This window comes from Enterovibrio baiacu, assembly GCF_004120195.1.
Lineage (GTDB): Bacteria > Pseudomonadota > Gammaproteobacteria > Enterobacterales > Vibrionaceae > Enterovibrio > Enterovibrio baiacui.
The window spans coordinates 176,556-195,864 of the sequence record NZ_SCHN01000006.1; the positions used below are offsets into that span (position 1 = coordinate 176,556).

Consider the following 19,309-nt stretch of genomic DNA (forward strand, 5'->3'; position numbering starts at 1 on the left):
CCCCGTCTTCTGTGCTGCCTGATTGCGCGCAGAAAATACAAGACGGACTTTTCAACGCAAGAAGGAGGCGAGTCATGCGCACGCTATTTTCTCTGATTCTGCCCATTGTTGTTCTTTCTGGCTGTTCGGCGTTTCCTGACCACGGCCAGGGTGGTATGGCAGAGCACAACTATTCGTCGTTAACGCCCGTGATGGCTGATGAGCCTTTAGGCCCCGAGCATGGCCTACGTTTTGAATGGGAACTCACGTCACGTCACCTCGACATCCTTGTTTTAGAAGGCGCGGAACTGTGTTTTCCAGCGACCGTAGTTCAAGCCCGCCGAATGCAAGACCGCATCGTTCGAGAGCTACAAGGGGGGCTCGAATTCGATGCTGCCAATGATTTAATCATTCAACGCGCAACGTTAGAGCGACTCGAAAAGCAACTTGATGCCGTTCGCGGAAGTAAAGCCTGTATCCCACCTGGGTCCATTGGTTTTCAATCTGCAGCGGAGCTCGCCGCCCAGATATACGGTTTGCTGAATGCCGACAATCAGTTTTCCTTTAACTCCTCAGAAGTGAACCCTAAATACATGGGGCGTTTAGCAGAAGCCGCGACCCTACTGCGCGATGTTACCCAATACGATTTGCACATTACTGGCCATGCAGATTCCGTCGGTAATGACGCACAAAACAAAGCCTTGTCTCTCGCGCGTGCGAATCAAGTGAAGCGTTATTTACAGATTTTTGGTATCGCGCCTTCACGCTTAACCGTTGACGCTGTTGGCGCAACGGACCCGCTCTTTGAAGGCAATCAACCCGAAGTTCGCCTCACCAATCGTCGCGTTTCCATCGAATTGGTCGAAGCTGACGTTAAGAGAAAAATGAGTGCTGGAGGTCTATGATGAAAAAGATCATCTTACTCCTCATCCTCGTCACACACGCTATGGGGTTTGCCCTCACCGCGCATGCCGAAGAGTATCGGGCACAGATTGGCGATCAAATCGCCATCATGCTGCCGGGCGAGGTCACCTTAAACAAAGAATTCCAAATCGACCGTCAGGGACGCTTAACCCTCCCCGAGGTCGGTATGGTTCAAGCATTGGGGAAAACCGAATCAGAACTGTCTGAGGCCGTGAAAGAGACCCTGTCTTCAGTCTTTCGTGACCTTTCCTCCTTGCAAGTGTTTGTGAGTAAACGCCAGCTTCTTGTTACCATCCAAGGCTATGTCGAAGAGCCTGGCGAATTTACGCTAAAACAAAATGCCTCGATTCAGATGGCACTTTATGCAGCTGGCGGTCTTCGTACAGGGGCACAGCTCGACAGATTCCAACTGCGCCGGAATGGCGAGGTGATCACCTTCGATTATAAGAAATTCCTTGATACTGGCGACGACACTTTACTGCCCACCTTAAACTCGCTAGATACCCTTTTCATTCCTGCCTCACCCATGATTGGGAACGTTGAACAAAACTTTGACCCCGCGGCATTGGCCGATTCTGGTGATGCGGCGGAAGACAGAAAAGCCATTAAGGTCTTTGGTGAAGTGATTCGCCCCGGCAGTTTCTCTGCCAAAGAAGAAAACAACCTTGTGGATTTATTGATGCGCGCTGGCGGTGTTACCCGCTATGCCGCGGTCGAGCAAATTCGCGTTATTTCTTCCAATGAGCCACGCACCTTCAACTTGAAGCAATACCTCGACAGCGGTGATGAATCCTTGTTACCGAACATCGTTGCAGGCTCAACCATCTTCGTACCTAAACAAGAAGAAGAAATCAAAACAGGCTCAAACACCGTTTATGTGATGGGGGAAGTTGCCAAACCCGGCGCGTATGAAGGCAAAGACGACGCCACCTTTATTGATATTCTCGCGAATGCTGGCGGCCCTACCCGCTTTGCTGAAAGCCGCCAAATTCGCGTAATCAAAGCCGATGGCTCCACGGTCCCCTTCGACTTGAATTTGTTTACTGAAGGGAAGATGGCTGGAGGACCACCAAAAGTCGAACCCGGCGATGCGATTTTTGTGCCCGAGAAACTCGATTTGAACGAAAAGTCATGGCTAAAAGTCCAGCCTGACCGTGCGGTGCGCATTATCGGTGAAGTGTTGCGCCCTAGCCGCATCGAATGGTCTGATGAAATGTCTCTGCTCGATATACTCGCGCATGTTGGCGGCCCAACGAGCCGTGCTGATACCAGTCAGATTGAGGTCGTCACCCCCGTCTCTGCGACGCGCTCAAAATCTCACACCTTCAACCTCGATGTGTTCCTCAAGGAAGGCCGACCCGATTCAGAATTGCCGCCTGTCAGAGCCGGCACAACCATACGTGTTCACGATTTACCGGATGATCCTGTCGATAACAAATCCAAATGGATCCGCCAAAGTTCAGAAAGCTCGATTTATGTGTTTGGTCAAGTGGGTGCGCCTGGGCGCTACCGTTTCACCAATGAAATGCACTTTCTCGATATTCTTTCTGCTGCAGACGGCCCAACGGCCAGCGCTGACTTACACAACATTCGCGTCACCCATTTAGACGGTAAACACGCCCGAGTCAGTAAGCTTAACCTCGCTTTATTCTTTGAAACTGGCGATTCCACCCTGCTACCCGAAGTAAAAATGGGCGACACCATTTACATTCCAGAGAAAAACCGTAACTGGCTCGATAAACCGAAAGAAGAAACAATTCGCGTGCTCGGGGCAATAAACCGACCAGGGCGCTACACCTTTGACGACCACATGACGATCCTCGATTTGCTCGCAGAGGCGGGTGGCCCGAGCGCCAATGCCTACATCGAGAAAATCACCGTCGTGAACATGTCTTGCTGTCGTGACCAAGCGCGCACATTCGATTTGTCAGAATTCAGCCGTACTGCGCGTTTCCAAGATCTTCCTGTATTGCGAGTGGGCGACACGGTTTATGTCCCTTCAAAAGAAGAAAGTACGGCAGAAAAAATTCGCCAAGGGATCACCGATATCTTCCAGATCGCCGGTATCGCAGCACTGATAGGTATACTCTAATGAATATTCCTCCGCTCAATCTCGAAGTCGAACGCATATATTTTCAGGTTATTCGTAACGACTATAAAACCCTCGCTTTTGCTTCCACAGAGTCAGGGGAAGGCGTCACCTCTCTTGCAACGGCGATTGCTCAACGCTCCTTGCTAGCCGGGAAATCCACCTTGGTGGTTGATCTCAATCTTTACCATCCCAGTCTTGAAAGTCAGGGCATGACGACGGTGAAAAGTGAGCGAGGCTTGCTACCCAACCCAGAGTTGGTTGGCGTCGCAGGTGAGCACGCCTATTTTACTGGCATCATCGCACCTTCTAAACGCGAGACCATCATGGAGCTGCGACGTCCCGGTTCGCTCGAAGCCTATTTGGAAGAATGGCATAAAGACTATGACCTGGTGATTTTTGACACTTCTCCCATGTCACGTCTGAATGCCAACAATATCCCACCAGAACGTGTCGCTGCTGCAGCTGATGGCACTATCTTTGTGGTGATGGCAGGTCAAACAACCACTGCGATGGCCGCTGAATCGGTCAAAAAACTCAACGATGCAGGCGCACACATTTTAGGCAGCGTGATTAATGATAAGAATAACCCTTCTTTGAAGGTCGAGATTCTTCGCGAAATTGGTCGCATAAAAAACCGCTTACCCAAGCTCGCAGGAAAGCTGAGAAAAATGGTGTTGAGTAGCCACCTTTTATCTTTGGAGATCTAGTTCATGGTATCTGTTGTCCACCACGAATGCCGTCCAGCCTCTTTGAAATCCGTGAGCCAAGCAAGAAAGCTGGTCGCTGATACACTAAAACAACGCGGCGTGTCTGATCATCTATCAAACAAGATACAGCTCTGTTTGTCTGAAGCGGGGGCAAACCTCGTTAACCACACTAGCCCACAGCCCACGTTTATCTTGGTCCAATTAGAATGCTCTGACTCTGGCTGGGTCTTGCATTTGAGCGACGACGGGCAAAGTTGGAACCCAACACTCACTAATCGCGTACAAACGCTGGATACTTTTGAAGAAAAAGAGGGTGGACGCGGTTTGGCGTTAATTCATAGCCTGACCGATGACATGGCGTACAAAGTCAGGGACATGATTGACACCAACACCCTGTCGTTGACTTGGCACATTGAGAAAAAAATATCCAAACCCAGCATTTTTATCGTCGACGACGACGTCTGCCAACGTCGTTTATACAGCGCTTATTTGTCAGAGAGTTACCAAGTCATTGAGGCTGAAAGTGGAGAAGCGGCTCTCAACATCTTGTTAAAGCAAGATGTTGACCTCGTTATTTCCGATATACGCATGCCCGGCATGGACGGGTTAAGTCTCAAAAGGGCTCTCCATCAGCAAACCAATACCCTACTCACACCTTTTATCTTCCTCACCTATGCCGATAACCCTGAAACCCGTGAAAGCGCGCTTGGTTTAGGCATTGATGATTATATGGTGAAACCTGTCAGCAAATCGTCACTGATGCAGAGTGTAAAGCGGGTGCTTAACCGTTCAGACCAAATCTATCGACAACTTACTGACCGTGTAAACAAACGGATTACCGACGCATTAACCCCGTCATTACCGCACAAAGCACACGGCTGGGAAATGGCCGTAGTGAGTCGCAATACCGGCATAGGCGGCGGTGATCTGGTTTTACATCGCGATACCGACAAGCACCTGATGCTCAATTTGGTTGATGTCATGGGTCATGACGTTGCCGCCAAGTTCTTCTCGTATGCGTTTGGCGGCTACCTGCGTGGTTTGATGTATCACATCGATGACCAAAATGACCCTTGCGCCACGCTGTTAAGCCGCTTGTCAGACAGCGCACTTGAAGATGGCTTGTTATCACAGGTGATCCTGACGTGTTGTTCCGTTGCTATGTCGAACGGCGGTAAGATCGATATCGCCACCGCCGGGCACCCTGCGCCGTTTTTGATTTCTCCCTCTGGCACGAAAGAAGTCAGCGTCGGCGGTATTCTCCCGGGCGTATTATATGGCGCCAGTTATGACACAGTGTCGATTGTTCTAAACCCCAACGAGCGACTTGCTCTCTACACCGATGGATTATTTGAATCCGCAGAAGATGATGAAGCACGTAAGGTGCTTGAAAAGGCCGTGATTAAGGCACTACATGACACGCAATCACTGCCGTTGGACGAAGCAGCAAACGAGGTAATGCGAGTGTTTGATGATATCGGTGAACAAAGCAAAGATGACGCGACCTTGGTGATGTTACAACGGGCAGCCGACGGATAACGCGTACAAAAACACTCGCACACCATGTGTTTCTTGTCACATCCGCGAATCACCACCGTTTGAGATCGTTGCGTCATCCATCTTCAACCAAACATCTGTACTAAACTCAAAGTCATACACCGTCTTATAACTAAAACCACTGTCTCACTAATTTATCCAACCAGGTGGGTGCGCTTTGAATATTAGGCTAAAAGCCGTTTTTGCCACGATGATCATTTTTACCGTGGTGCTCGTTTTGTTCATCAGCTATGCATTTCAATACTTGTCGCAGGCAAGGGAAACAGAGCTGGCTTATCGCTCGAATGAAGTGGCAGAGCTTGTCGCATTCGCTGTTGAAGTGCCGATGGAAGAAAACGACCTCAATACCATACACCTGCAGGCTGAGCGCTTTATCCAGCACTCAGGCCTCGCCTTTCTTACCATTGAGCGTGATGGTCGTGTTCTGGCTCACACTCAGCGAGCTGACACACAAATGAATGATGTCACTATCGCTAAATACCCCATAGGGTCCCCCAACAATCCATCTGGTGAAGTCATCATTGGTTTCAGGAATCACCACTCCGATGCGGTGGCCTCCCCTATTGGTCAATTTCTGATTTGGAGTTCATCTGGCATCGGATTACTTGCCATTGCCACCATGTATATCATGATGCTCGCGGTGACACGCCCACTGAGAAAACTCCAAAAGCTCAGCAAAAAAGACAGCGACCCGTCGTCATTCAATATGTTCTTTCAAGATGAAATTGAAGCCACGGTCGACATGGTGAATACCATGCAGAAAAAGCTCGATAAGAGCTACCAGCAGCTTCAAAACTCCATTCGGGACCAGAAATACTCTTACGTCGAAGCGCAGCAAATCGAAGAGAAGAACGTCGCGATCTACAACGCATCATTGGACGCAATTGTGGTCGCAAACGATCAAGATATCATCATTGAATTCAACGCCATTGCGGAGCAACTGTTCGGCTGGGAGAGAGATGAAGTGGTTGGGCGACGCCTTGGCGATACCCTTATCCCCCCAGCATTGCGTGAAGCACATATTAAAGGGATGCAGCACTTCCTTGCATCAGGCGAGGGCCCTGTACTTAACCAGCGCATTGAATTGCCCGCCGTTCGTAAGAGTGGTCGAGAGTTTCCCATTGAAATTTCTATCTCCCCAGCCAAAACCAAGCAGGGGTATATTTTTGTTTCTTACATGCGCGATATTACACAGCGCTTGAAAGACCAAACCGAGCTTAAAATCGCGGCGCACGCGTTTGAGTCATCAGAAGCGATGTTCATCTCGGATGCAAAGGGACACATCATCCGCACTAATCCTGCTTTCACGTCTATCACAGGCTTTCAAAGCGCAGAAGTGGAGGGTGAAAAACCACGCACCCTTTCTGCGAACCCAGAAGATATTCAGTTCCATAAGCAAATTTGGCGAACGTTAGTCGATTCAGGACGTTGGAATGGCGAGATTTCACTGCGTCATCGTGATGGCAACGAACTCCCTGTTCGAATGAGTATAACAGCGGTGCGCGATGAAGGTGACACCCTCACCCACTACGTGGCGCACTTCTTCGACCTTACCGAACAAAAGCACAATGAGCGTATTCTCCGCACCGCACAACACGAAGCAGAAGCCGCGAACGAATCGAAAAGCCGTTTCTTAGCCACCATGAGCCACGAGATCCGCACGCCAATGAACAGCGTCTTGGGTGTGCTCGGACTACTAAAAGAAACGCCACTCAATGCAAAACAGCTAGGCTTGGTTCAAACTGCACGCGAGTCCGGCGAGCTGTTGCTTGCGATCATCAACGATGTGCTAGATTTTTCTAAGATGGAAGCGGGCAAACTGACGCTTGAGAAGAATCCGTTTGATATTCTTGAATTACTCCACCAAACCCTCGACATTCTGCGTCCACAAGCAGCGAACAAAAACCTCAAGCTGAACGTCATTTTTGCTGACAACACGCCGCAATACCTCATCGGTGACGGCGACCGCATTCGTCAGATCGTGCTGAATCTGATGTCGAATGCCATTAAATACACGCAACAAGGCAGCATCACGGTCTCAATAAAATGTGCGCGTTTATACACCGATGCCTGCCAGCTTCAAATTGATGTGTCTGATACGGGACAAGGTATTGACCAAGGGCACATCGCGGAACTGTTTGACGAATTCACCATGGCAGAAGACACCTACGACAGACGCCATGAAGGTAGTGGTCTTGGGCTTGCGATCTGTAAGCAGCTCGTCAATTTGATGAAAGGCAAAATCACGGTTGATAGCCAAAAAGACGTTGGCTCAACGTTCAGCCTAACACTAGAACTCAAACTTGCAGAACAAGAAGATTGTGCGCCGCTCAGCACGTCTACCCCTGCCCTTGGCAACGCCGCAGAAATCAGTCATTCCATGCGCATTTTGTTGGCAGAAGACAACCCTGCCAACCAAGTGGTACTGCGTACTATGCTCGAATTTTCAGGGCTTTCCGCGGACATAGTGATCAACGGTCAAGAAGCTGTGGATGCCGTCAGCAAAATCCCGTATGACATCATCTTCATGGATATTTCGATGCCAGAAATGGACGGCGTCGAGGCGACCCAACGCATCCGACAAATGGATTCACCCGCCAAAGACGTTATCATCGTCGCCCTCACTGCACACGCGATTCGAGGTGATAAAGAACACTTCTTAAATCAGGGTATGGATGATTTCGTATCAAAACCCGTCACGCGCCAATCCATTCTCGATTGTTTAGGTCGTTGGCAGAATCACGCATCACGCGCCGAGAATGAACGAGTCACCACAGAGAACCCAACCGCCTCTGCGGGCGAGAACGATGAAAGAGAAAATGCTCCTCGCAACGCAACGGGTAGCCCTCCACAGGATGAACTGGTTGATGAATCGACCTTGCAGCAATTGGTGGCTGATACCTCGGCGGAAGCTGCACCAAATCTCATCGCTTTTTACATAGAAGACGCAAAAACACGCGTCCTCAAATTGGTTGAAGCGGCGGAAAGTGAAGATTTCTACACCCTGGAATTTGAAGCGCATACGTTGGGAAGCAGCGCCGCAGCGCACGGGAATGCGGCGTTGTGCAAACTTTGTCGCAGCATTGAAGCCTCTTGCTTAGAGCAGGCCTTTGAAAAAGCACTCGAGACAGCGGCACAACTCGCGCCCACGGCGGAAGCATCATTCGACGCGCTGGACAAACGGTTGCAGCGTGGTTTAGCCATGAAGTAACCAGTTGATTTAAAAGCGCGATTATTGCGCTGGCACACTTGGTTTTTGACCAAATTGCCGTACACTTATTGCATATGATTTAATCAGACAGAATACCTTAACCCTCGAGCAATGGGGTCGGCCTAGGTAGACATCTCAAGGGACGCATGCACCATGAAGTCAAAATACCGAGTACTACTCATTGAAGATTCAAAGCCATTGGCGAATCTGTATATCCAGTATTTATCAGGTGAACCCATCGACTTAGTTTGTCTTGAAACAGGCCAACAGGCTCTGGATTACCTCGAGAAATCCACGCCCCACCTCATCATGCTTGATCTTAAATTGCCTGACATGTCCGGGCAGGAAGTGCTCCACTGGATCAAAACGCAAGGTCTTCCCTGCTCCGTTATCATTGTGACCAGTCACGGCTCTGTAAACACCGCAGTAGAGCTGATGCAACAAGGAGCAGATGATTTTCTCGAAAAACCAGTGAGTGCTGAACGCCTTAAAACCACGCTAAAAAACCAACTAGAGCACGTACGTTTGCAGCATCTCGTCGACGACATCAAAACCAGTTTCGAACGCAACACTTATCAAGGCTTTATCGGCGCAAGCCTTCCTATGCAGAACGTGTATCGAATTATCGATGCTGCTGCTCCCAGCAAAGCCACCGTCTTCATCACGGGTGAAAGCGGCACAGGTAAAGAAGTCTGCGCTGAAGCCATTCATGCCCAAAGCCCGCGTACAAAAGCACCTTTCATCGCCCTCAACTGCGGCGCGATTCCTCATGATTTGATGGAAAGCGAAATTTTCGGCCACGTCAAAGGTGCGTTCACCGGTGCCAGCAGTGAACGTAAAGGCGCAGCAGCACAAGCCGATGGAGGCACCCTGTTCCTTGATGAAATCTGCGAAATGGATTTAGAACTACAGAAAAAACTGCTGCGTTTTATCCAAACAGGTCGCTATCAAAAGGTAGGTGGTAGTAAAGAAGAAAGCGTGGACATTCGTTTTCTCTGTGCCACCAACAAAGATCCCTTACATGAAGTGGCTGCGGGTAAATTCAGGGAAGATTTGTATTACCGATTGCACGTCGTTCCCCTCGCCCTGCCGCCGCTTAGAGAACGTGGTGATGACATTCTTACCATTGCCACGAAATTCTTACGCACCTATGCCGAAGAAGAAGGTAAATCCTTCACGCAGTTTTCACCGGAAGCCGAAGTCGTGCTGCGCCATTACCCATGGCCTGGCAACGTCAGGCAGCTACAAAACGTGATTCGAAATGTGGTAGTGCTTCATGACGGCGATGCGGTGTCTATTAAGCAACTGCCACCACCACTGAATGAAACGCTCAGCGATCAAGAAATCCGATCTTTGGCACCCGCAACCTTTGTTGAACCCACGCCAGATGCGTCTGAATCGACCGCGCATGCCGCGCCCGTGGAAAGCTCGGACATTCGACCTTTGGAAGATGTTGAACGCGAAGCCATTCAACAAGCCATCGAGTTCTGTGGCGGGAATGTATTGAAAGCTGCGGTATTGCTGAAAGTCAGTCCCTCTACCCTGTATCGCAAGAAACAAGCTTGGGAAACCGACACAGATAACGCCTGACCGCAGCACAAACCGTTCAAAGCACTGTGTAACCTACACATAAAAACGCCGCGAAATCGCGGCGTTTTTATGTATGCTCACGCCAGATATCATCCGACAGACAATCGGGACTTATCGCTGTCCGTCAAATGACTCAGCAATGATCTCAAACCTTGTGTCACGCTGGTTGTGGCCACCAGCCCAAGCTCTTTTGTTGCGCGACACGGACTGCCTGTAGACGTTCGTATATCGCCTCGTCGAGGGGGCATATATTCAATGGCAACACGTGAACCTGTGATCGACATGAGGATGGTCGCTAACTGATTCACGGACATGGCCTCACCACGACACACATTGAACACATCGGGAGACACTGACACGTTTGTCATCGCTGCGCGAAGGAAACGCACCACATCACCGACATAGATAAAATCCCGCGTCTGTTCACCATCACCAAAAATGGTGAGTGCATGGCCTTCCAGCAGTTTGTCGGCAAAAATAGAAATTACACCGGAATACGGAGATTTAGGATCTTGACGAGGCCCAAACACGTTAAAAAAGCGCATGCCGGTCGTCGGCACACCATGCACCAGAGATGCCACTCTCGCATGTAACTCAGACCCCAGTTTGTCTGCGCCGTAGGCTGTGAGCGGTCGTACCGTTGAACGCTCAGATAATGGCAGTTCTGCATTGTCACCATAGACCGCCGCCGACGACGCATAGACAACCGGGGTTTTAGCCGCTCGCGCAGCGTCAAACACGCGGATCGTACTCGTGAGATTTATATTGTGCGTCTCAATCCATTCTTGATTAGAGCGTTGAACAGACGCGATGGCTGCTAAATGAAAACACCCATCAACGCCATCCATTGCATCATCAAGCACCCCAGGCATCGAAATGTCTGCCACGCGCAATTCACAATGACGAGGCACGTTGTCACGAGAACCCGTTGATAGATTATCGACGATGCGAACGTGGTGACCATCTGCCAAGAGAGATTCGACCAAATGTGATCCAATAAAACCGCAACCGCCTGTAACTAGATAACTTGCCATATCTGCCTCTACGAAAATAAGAGTGAGCTGATTCGTTCGATGCAAAGTGTTTGCCAAGTTACTTTCTTTCTCGTGACTTTTTGTTGCATCGCGGCCTTTTGCCTAGGTTTTACGCTATATGCAAACAAGGGCATTCTATTTTTGAGTTCACTGATCGAAAAATGAAAAGTAAGAAAACACGGTTTGTTGCGCGCAAAACCCCTCTTCAATTTGCTCAATCTGACATGCGGATTGAATGCCGACAAAACGTGTTTTTCGCAGAATGACTAAATTTGTTCATCAAAATGAGAATTTTCAGGTGTGGCCGTACACACCGCACGTGCCATGTCACTCACGGTTCTGACGCCCAATAGTCTTTCAACCTTTTAAGGACAATGCCTTATCAACTCACTCACACGTCATATGCCGAACTGGCACTAACTTTGCAGTTTTCAACGGCACTCGCGAGCCTCATCGAAGCGCTTTTCGAAAACACAGACCTTTTGCTCGCATTTATCGTGACTGTGGAGGGCAACATGAAAAAAAAAGTAAGTAACATTTGGATCGTTTTGGATAGTCGCGGGTTTGGGGGCATTGAATCCCATGTTGAACAACTCGCACTTGGTTTGAAAGCTGCCAACAATCAAGTCAGCATTGTGTTTCTTCAAAACTACGGCGAACACCCCCTCCAACGCAGACTCATGTTTTCAGGATTGGATTGCATCATGCTTGATGGACGCATTGCTTCTTTGTGGCAAGCGCTTAAAAAAGAAAAGCCCGATGTGATCCATACACACGGTTACAAAGCAGGGATTTTGGTGCGCCCGATTGCACGATTAATGAAAGTCCCTTGTGCCAGTACGTTTCACAGTGGCGAACAAAAGCAAGGCAAGCTGCAATGGTACGACTGGTTTGATCGCCATACCGCCTTCCTTGCCAACCATGTGTATGCGGTGAGCAGCCCAATCCTGTCTACGTTACCGTGCTCGGCAAAACTGGCAGATAACTTCGTGGACACCAGCACGCTATCACCGTCTTTCGGCACAGAAATCGCGTTTGTTGGGCGACTAAGCCATGAGAAAGCGCCGGATCGTTTCAGCATCTTATCGAAACGCTTTCCGCATCTCGATTTCCACGTTTATGGTGATGGCCCCCTACGTAAAGAACTCGAGCAAAAAGCGCCCGACAACCTTGCCTTTCATGGCCCCCAAAAAGACATGCGCGATGTGTGGCCGCGCATCGGTTTGTTAGTGATCCCTTCCCGCGCTGAAGGTCTGCCAATGGCAGCGCTTGAAGCCATGGCGCGGGGCATTCCAGTGATCGCGTTTGACGTTGGCTCACTGGATCAACTCGTCAAGCCGAATGAAAACGGTTGGCTGATGAAACAAGGGGATATGGAAGGCATGGTCGCTGCCATTCAAGATTGGCGAATGTCTGACAACGTGCAAAAAGCACAGTGGAGCCAAGAAGCCATTGCCACCATCAAACAGCGCTTTTCAACGGAAGCCGTTGTTCCTAAGTTACTTGCGGATTATGCCAATTTCGCAGAATGACTACTTTTCTTTTTCATAATGACTAAATGGCGTCGCGCCGACTCTGCATTTTTCGCAGGCTCACGCGGCGCTTTTGTTTATATTCAACACGTTAAAAACATGGCCTACTCCTTGCAAACATTTTAGACATACAGGGATGACCATTGGCAACGTCATACAACAAGAAAGCCAATCGTCACTATGACTATCTCGCCACAGACACACTAAGCACCGCATGTGACGAGTCACTGAACTAACTGGAGGAAGAGAGTATGTATTCAAACACCCAAACTCTCTCAACATCGCGTAATGTCTTGTTTGTGCATTACGGTGATAACTGGATTCGTGGAAGTGAACGCTGCTTACTTGATTTACTCACGCACATCGACAAGGACGCCTTTACACCGGTTCTATGGTGTAACAGTGAATTACTGGCTGATGAAGCGCGCAAGCTCAACATCAACGTTTACGTTAGCGAATTTCCGCTCCTATTCGGTGAAACCGCGCCGAAATGCAATTTCCGCGGCTACAAACAACTCATCAGCCAAGGCATTGAGATTGTCGATAACCACAATATCGACCTGCTCCACGCAAACAGCGGCGCGCCAAGCCAATGGCTGAATGTTGTCTCGCGCGCGCGCAAGTTACCTTTGGTGTTACATCTTCATTCGCGTTACCCACTGCGAGACCGCATCACACTTGGGCTTCACCACGCCAGCATGGCGGTAGGCGTGAGCCAACCTGTGGTTGATCAATTGCTGAATGACGGTAGCAAAGAAGAACGCTGCCAAGTCATTCCAAATGGCATTGATACCGACGCCTTGCTTGCTCAGCCCGTTACCAACCTTCGCAAGAAACTGTCTTTGCCAAGCGATGCATTCATCGCCGTTAGCATCTGTTCACTGATCACCCGCAAAGGTGTTGATCTGTTGATTGAAGCTTGCAAACAACTGCGTGAAATGTACCTCCCCATTCACTTGGTCGTGATTGGTGAGGGCGCAGAACGCCAAAACCTCGAAAACCAAATTCAAGAAGCTGGCCTTGAAGATTACGTGCATTTGATTGGGGAACAACACAATGTGGTTGGTCTATTGCGCGGCGGGGCTGACATGGTCGTGTCTGGCGCACGAGAAGAAGTATTCGGACTGACACTCGCCGAGGCAGGCCTCAGCGGTTTGCCGGTTGTCGCGCCCAATGTGGGGGGCATTCCTAGCGTTGTGTCGCACCACGAAACAGGCATTTTGGTGCCAGAAGAAGATGCACATGCCATTGCGCAAGCCATGTTCCACCTTTACATCAACCAAGAACAACGTTTGTTGCTCGGTCAAAACGGCTACAAACGCGTGATGGAAAAATTCACGATTTCGTCTCACACCGCGAAGTTCGAAGCGCTTTACAACACCTTGCTTACCGACCCAGGCATGCCGTTGAAATGGCACAGCCACTGGCAGGTGCTTCCACCGATTCAAGCGTCATTGAAGTTTGTAAAAAATCGCAAAGCAACGGCACAAACTGCCAACGATCTTTTTGCGAAGGAGGCGCTATGAGTCGATTAACGCACATCGTTATCCTTGATCCCATCGCCTTTGCTGGCGGATCAAAAGTCTCTACCAAGCATGTGCTGAGTCAGCTTGAGAGCCAAGAAGCGCGCGTGACCATTCTCACCGCAGACAAGGAGACATGGGCATCATCACAAGCCTATGTCGCCAAGCTGCATATGCCTAAGCGTTTGGAAACAGCAGAACAAGGCTTAGGGTACTTTGCGCGTCACATTCTGATCGCGATTCAACTGCTCTGGCTTCGTCTGTTTGTGGGACAAATACACACAGCGTTAGGCGCATCAGGCCCGGGGGTTGATCTGGGTCTGTATTTGGTAAAAGCCGTGCTTGGTTACCGCTTAATCCAAATGATTCACGGCCCAGTGGCGAAATCACGCACCATTGGTCGCTGTCTCGCCGCCGCCGACAGTGTGTTCTATCTCGACGCCACGCAAGCCTCTTTATCCACGGCGTTGGAAGCGGCGGGACACTCGCCAGACATTGCTTCATACCCTCAGATCCAACCTTTCAAAAACGGGCTGCCTAAGCAGTCTTGGCCGAGCCAATGTCAGTATGACTATGCCGTCATGCTCTGGGCAGCATCGCTATTGAAATGGAAAGGTCTTGATACGTTCACGGCGGCGTTGAGCAGATTGAGCCCTGCTGAGCGTCCAGAATCACACGTCTGTTATATCCGTCCGAAACAAAACAATTTACCCACCAGCGAAGCGCCACAAACCTTGAGCAAAGTCTTCTGGCACCAAGCGCCGGACAACCTTGATGAGATCCGTGCCAGTGCAAACATCTTTGTTTCCACCAGCACCAAAGAGCCTTTTGGCTTGTCGATTCTCGAGGCTATGGCTGCTGGCATGTGTGTGATCATTCCCTCTGACGACGCCTTTTGGGATCGCCAGTTAACCGCCAATGAAAATTGCCTGAAGTATCAACCTGACGACGTAGACAGCTTGATTGAAGCAATCCAAGCCGCGGAGCAAAACATGCGACAGGTTAAGAGAATGGGTAAAGCCGCCAGCAACATTGCTCTTCAATATCGCGCTGACCTTTGCTTCGCTGCGATTTGCGAAAGCCTGGTGAGTAAATCGCGCCAAGTTATGCCAGAGCTGGTTTCAAAAGAGCAACAAAACAACACATACACGTAATGGCAAGGATGAAAACCATGACGCCGATGATGAAGCAAACACTGTTGTACGGAAGCAGCATTGCATTGATGAAAGGCATTTCTTTATTGATGCTGCCTTTCATCACCCATCATTTGCCACAAGCGGAATTCGGGAAACTCGAGATTGTCAGCAGTATTGCGGCCCTCGGCAGCATCTTGGTCGGATTGGGATTGGAAGACGCTCTGTATCGCTTTGTCGGAGGGCAAAACGACGCTAACGAACGCAAACGCATGGCCGCGCGTATTTTCACACTCACACTGATTGTTGGCGCATTTGTGGTGCCGGCTGGTTGGATGCTTGCAGCGTGGTTAGATGCTTACGTCCCGGGCGGTCTAAGCACGTATCAATTACGGTTAGTGTTGCTGATGCTTGCTCTGGAAGGCTGCATTGCTGTTCCACTGGGCTGGTTACGAATGCAAAACCGCGCGACGGCCTTTTTCACGGTTGCCGTTGGGCGCGCGTTTTTCCATGCAGGGCTCACGGTGGTGATGTTGTTAATGGGACGCGGTATTGATGGCGTGCTCGAAGCTGGCGTGATTGCTGCCGTCATGCAAGCCGTTATCCTCACGGCTCTGCAACTTAAAGACACTGGTTTTGGTTTCTCAAAAGATGTCGCCAAACAATCACTCATTTATAGCCTGCCAATCATGGCAAGCGGCCTCATGGCTTTTTCTCTCAATGGTCTCGACCGTTGGGTATTGGCAGAAGTCGCGTCGTTGGAAGATGTAGCGCAATTTGGCGTGGCGGCTAAGTTCGCCTTGGCGGTTGTACTGTTGCTGCAACCCTTTGGCATGTGGTGGATGCCAAAACGCTTCGATATTTTGTACGGTCAGAATGGCCGAGAAAACGCCACTCGCTATACCAATTACGGCCTCACGCTAGGTATGTTCATCGCCGTCGTGGTTGCCTTTTCCGCCCCTGTCGCCATCCATTTTTTACTGCCAGAAAGCTACATGATGGCAGCACAGTTCACGGCACTTTTGATTGCCGCCGCATTATTTAAAGAAATCGCAGAACTGATTAATCTGGGGAGCTATGCAGGAGAAACCTCTTACGCACAACTCGCTATCAATGCCATATCTGCTGTTGTAGCCTTGGCGACTCTGTGGCTCTGGGGCGCAGAATATGGTGTCTTCGGTATTTTGGCAGCACTCGCATTCACCCAAGGCTTACGCATGGTAATGTTCTTCTGCGTCAGTCAGCACCTTTACTTTTTGCCCTACCCTGTTTTCTCATTACTCGTGATGCTCACGTTTAGCCTTATTTGGTTGTCGATCAGCCAATTTGAATGGTCATTGTTCACCCGTATTGTTTTAACGGCCTTGGCGCCGATGAGTGTGTTCATGTTGGCGCACAAACTTGGCATTGTCCCTCCCCTTTCGTTACAGAGATTGCGAGGGCAAGTAGCATGAATCAAGGACTCACAAGTACCCTCACCGTATCAGTGAAAGTATTGCGCTGGGCTTCTACGCCCAGCGTTCAGCGTCTTGCAATGGTGTTATTGCTCGGTATTTGTGTGTCTCTCGCCCTGCCGTTTTTCTCGGTGAACGCGCCCACTGTGTCGGAGTTCGATGCCATTCCCGCCATGTTGTGTTTAGGCCTAGGGCTGATTTTGCTCGTTCAAAGCCCCGCGATAACACCACGCACAGGCGACCATGTTGTTGCCACTGTTCTCGCGCTGTTGCTCGCCATTCCGAGCTTCCAAGGTGCGTTAATTGTGCTTTTCTTTGTTGGTCTTTGGACTGCGATCCGTGCTCTATCTTCTGTCCAAGCATCACATGAAAGCAGCCTAACCTCGACAAGACAGCTGGCTAGCCAACATCTAACGCTTAAAAACAGCGCACTCATCCTAATGGTATGTGCACTTCAAGCGCTCACTGTGTTGTACGCATTGAAATGGTTTACCGAGCCCGTGCTCGCACTGGATGCGAACATGGTCGCGTCAGTATTGCAGCTTGTCACAGGCACGGGCTATGCGGTCGGAAATGTTTACTTTGGCCCTTCAGACCATCAGGTATTGATGCTGAGAAACTGTTCCTCTCTGCCCGCCATGATAAGCGCCTTCACATGCTGGTTCGCCATTGCGCGTTGGCATCAAGTGGTGTTTTCGTTCCGTGAGGTGACCATTGTTGCATTACTGCTTGTCAGCGCCTTGTTACTCAACGTACTGCGGTTGTTCAGCATGGGCCTTACGATGGAATGGCACACCTGGTGGCATTCACCCACTGGGGAGGATACGTATCTTTTCCTTTCCGCAGCACTCACGCTTTCAATCATTTTCTGGGGGATCCGTTATGCAAAAACGGAACACACTCATTGATTGGGTAAGTATGTCCCTCACGGTGGCGATGATTGCCAGTGGCGTCTATCTGCGGACAGACGCGGTGATCGCGTCGAACACCCTAAATAGCGACGTATCCAATGCTGCATATCGCCATCAAGGTCAGCAGAGATACAACCAAAGCCTCTATCAGGAAGGGTCGGCAGAAAAACAACTGGTGCGGTTTTTCCGATCTCAAGGCTTGTTCGACATGAAATCGGTGCACTTTACGGAAGATGCTGGCATTAAGGGCCTTCAAGTGTCCGTACCAAGCTGTGAAGGTTATCTCGCCATGTTGGTGATGCCTGATGGCGACGAATTTGCCGGGCTATGGCAAACACTGGCGGAAAGAAGCCAGTACCGCACACAATTTTTGTTCGATGGGACGCTTTACAACGAGTTCCCTCGTACCGTGTTCTGGCTCAAGACAACGCTGCATGCTGTTGCTCGAAAAGTTGGCGCACATACCGTGTTCTACCCGGGTCCAGCCCTTGCTATCGCGCACCCTGAACGATGCGCAAGAGCAGACCAACTTCCGTTCAACCACATCGCGCTCAAAGGGGGTATCCTATGAAGCACGCGATAAATACACTACTAGGAACGATCGCAATACTCGCTGCATCGACCGCACATGCGTTAGATGCCAATTCACCCGACATTGTTAACAACCCTGTCGACGAATCATTGATGAACCTTGCTGATACTGTGCTTCCAGAAGCAAGAGCTGTAAATACCGAGTTTCTTAACACGGATTACAACCCTTACCTCTCGATGAATCAAGAAGGTAATGTATACGTCAGCTTTCTTGATGAAGGCGCAGGGTACAAAAATAGCCTCGGTTACTTCACGTTTGATGACAATACCTTTAGCGGTCTGAGCAAGAACTCGATAGACACTGACAGCTCAGGGGTTGTGTCACTCGCGGAACTCGGCGCAGTGGAAGGCGTGGACTACGGTTTTTTGTATTCCAACCTTTCGAAATCTGGCAGCGGCGGTAGTCTGAACGTGGGTGACACGGTACAAGTAACAGATTCCACCATCGCGGCAGGAAAGAACGTGAGCTTTTTCCTCTCGCAAAATGCTTACACCAATGGCGATACTGTGTCTGATGGCGTATTGACAGGTGCTGACCAAACTTTCTATGGCTTAGATTTCCTCAATCCCGAGGCCGATCTTACCTATGAATTGGACAGTGCCAGCCCGTCGTCTCGTCACGTTGCTATGTTGTTTGCAGACAGCAACGAAGAACAAGTCATCATGGGCTTTGAAGACCTCAATCGTGTGAACCCCAGTTCCAACGATTGGGGGATTCAATCTGATGAAGACTTCAATGACGCAATATTCATGGTCTACAGTGACCCAGTCGATGCATTTGGTGGGTCAAACATAGCAACAGCGCCTTTGCCGCCAATGGCACAAAGCCTTGTTGGACTCATGATGTTTGCAGGCTTGATCGTGATGGCGAGACGTAAGTCTGCACCATCTAACGAGCCCATGCTGGCAGCATAACCCGCTACCGCAGTCAGGGTACGATCCGCCACCGACAGTTTTGATGGCTCGGATTTTTTGACGCGTGTTTTTTGAAGCATCATGCTTTGAGGCTCGCGTCTAAAAATCCGACTGTCGAAACGAAAGGTGGCGAGCTAACTGCGCCTTTCATTGCCG

General features: G+C 49.9%; 14 protein-coding genes. 13 read left to right on the top strand and 1 reads right to left on the bottom strand.

Translation table 11 applies throughout. The features are described from left to right. The first annotated feature begins 74 nt into the window (after positions 1–74). The 6 genes from EQP46_RS03420 (at position 75) to EQP46_RS03445 (ending at position 10,060) form a co-directional block, all read left to right on the top strand. Entirely contained in the window at positions 75–884 is an 810-nt protein-coding gene (locus EQP46_RS03420) for an OmpA family protein (RefSeq protein WP_129492310.1), read from the top strand. Next, positions 884–2,995, top strand: a complete 2,112-nt coding sequence (locus EQP46_RS03425; RefSeq protein ID WP_129492556.1) for an SLBB domain-containing protein — start codon at positions 884–886, stop codon at positions 2,993–2,995. Before EQP46_RS03420 ends, EQP46_RS03425 begins: the two co-directional genes overlap by 1 nt. Further along, positions 2,995–3,702, top strand: coding sequence for a tyrosine-protein kinase family protein (locus EQP46_RS03430; protein ID WP_129492311.1), 708 nt, complete (start codon positions 2,995–2,997; stop codon positions 3,700–3,702). Before EQP46_RS03425 ends, EQP46_RS03430 begins: the two co-directional genes overlap by 1 nt. 3 nt (positions 3,703–3,705) lie before the next feature. Further along, positions 3,706–5,241: a SpoIIE family protein phosphatase gene (locus tag EQP46_RS03435; protein WP_129492312.1), complete on the top strand. Its 1,536-nt coding sequence runs from the start codon at positions 3,706–3,708 to the stop codon at positions 5,239–5,241. Between the two features lie 208 nt (positions 5,242–5,449). Continuing rightward, positions 5,450–8,470 carry a PAS domain S-box protein gene (locus tag EQP46_RS03440; protein WP_129492557.1) on the top strand — a complete coding sequence of 1,007 codons (3,021 nt, stop codon included), beginning with the start codon at positions 5,450–5,452 and terminating at the stop codon, positions 8,468–8,470. A gap of 153 nt (positions 8,471–8,623) precedes the next feature. Beyond that, entirely contained in the window at positions 8,624–10,060 is a 1,437-nt protein-coding gene (locus tag EQP46_RS03445) for a sigma-54-dependent transcriptional regulator (protein ID WP_129492313.1), read from the top strand. An 89-nt stretch (positions 10,061–10,149) separates the two neighbouring features. On the opposite strand, the gene EQP46_RS03450 is transcribed toward EQP46_RS03445, so the two are convergent. Next, entirely contained in the window at positions 10,150–11,094 is a 945-nt protein-coding gene (locus tag EQP46_RS03450) for an NAD-dependent epimerase/dehydratase family protein (RefSeq protein WP_129492314.1), read from the bottom strand. 515 nt (positions 11,095–11,609) lie between these two features. Here EQP46_RS03450 and EQP46_RS03455 point away from each other — a divergent pair. The 7 genes from EQP46_RS03455 to EQP46_RS03485 all read left to right on the top strand — a co-directional run bounded on the left by EQP46_RS03455 (position 11,610) and on the right by EQP46_RS03485 (position 19,153). Further along, the gene (locus EQP46_RS03455) at positions 11,610–12,626 is read left to right on the top strand and encodes a glycosyltransferase family 4 protein (RefSeq protein WP_129492315.1); all 1,017 of its coding nucleotides are present in this window, start codon (positions 11,610–11,612) and stop codon (positions 12,624–12,626) included. 251 nt (positions 12,627–12,877) lie between these two features. Continuing rightward, complete coding sequence (locus tag EQP46_RS03460) at positions 12,878–14,152, top strand: glycosyltransferase family 4 protein (protein ID WP_129492316.1); 1,275 nt, start codon at positions 12,878–12,880, stop codon at positions 14,150–14,152. After that, positions 14,149–15,303 (top strand): glycosyltransferase family 4 protein, encoded by a 1,155-nt coding sequence (locus tag EQP46_RS03465; protein ID WP_129492317.1) that lies wholly within the window; start codon positions 14,149–14,151, stop codon positions 15,301–15,303. Before EQP46_RS03460 ends, EQP46_RS03465 begins: the two co-directional genes overlap by 4 nt. 17 nt (positions 15,304–15,320) lie before the next feature. Continuing rightward, entirely contained in the window at positions 15,321–16,736 is a 1,416-nt protein-coding gene (locus EQP46_RS03470; protein ID WP_129492318.1) for a lipopolysaccharide biosynthesis protein, read from the top strand. Continuing rightward, a complete protein-coding gene (locus EQP46_RS03475; RefSeq protein ID WP_129492319.1) occupies positions 16,733–17,644 on the top strand; it encodes a hypothetical protein in 912 nt (303 codons plus the stop codon). The genes EQP46_RS03470 and EQP46_RS03475 overlap by 4 nt, the downstream gene beginning before the upstream one ends. Continuing rightward, positions 17,619–18,218, top strand: a complete 600-nt coding sequence (locus tag EQP46_RS03480) for a hypothetical protein (RefSeq protein WP_129492320.1) — start codon at positions 17,619–17,621, stop codon at positions 18,216–18,218. The genes EQP46_RS03475 and EQP46_RS03480 overlap by 26 nt, the downstream gene beginning before the upstream one ends. Further along, the gene (locus tag EQP46_RS03485; protein ID WP_129492321.1) at positions 18,215–19,153 is read left to right on the top strand and encodes a DUF4114 domain-containing protein; all 939 of its coding nucleotides are present in this window, start codon (positions 18,215–18,217) and stop codon (positions 19,151–19,153) included. Before EQP46_RS03480 ends, EQP46_RS03485 begins: the two co-directional genes overlap by 4 nt. Positions 19,154–19,309 lie beyond the last annotated feature (156 nt).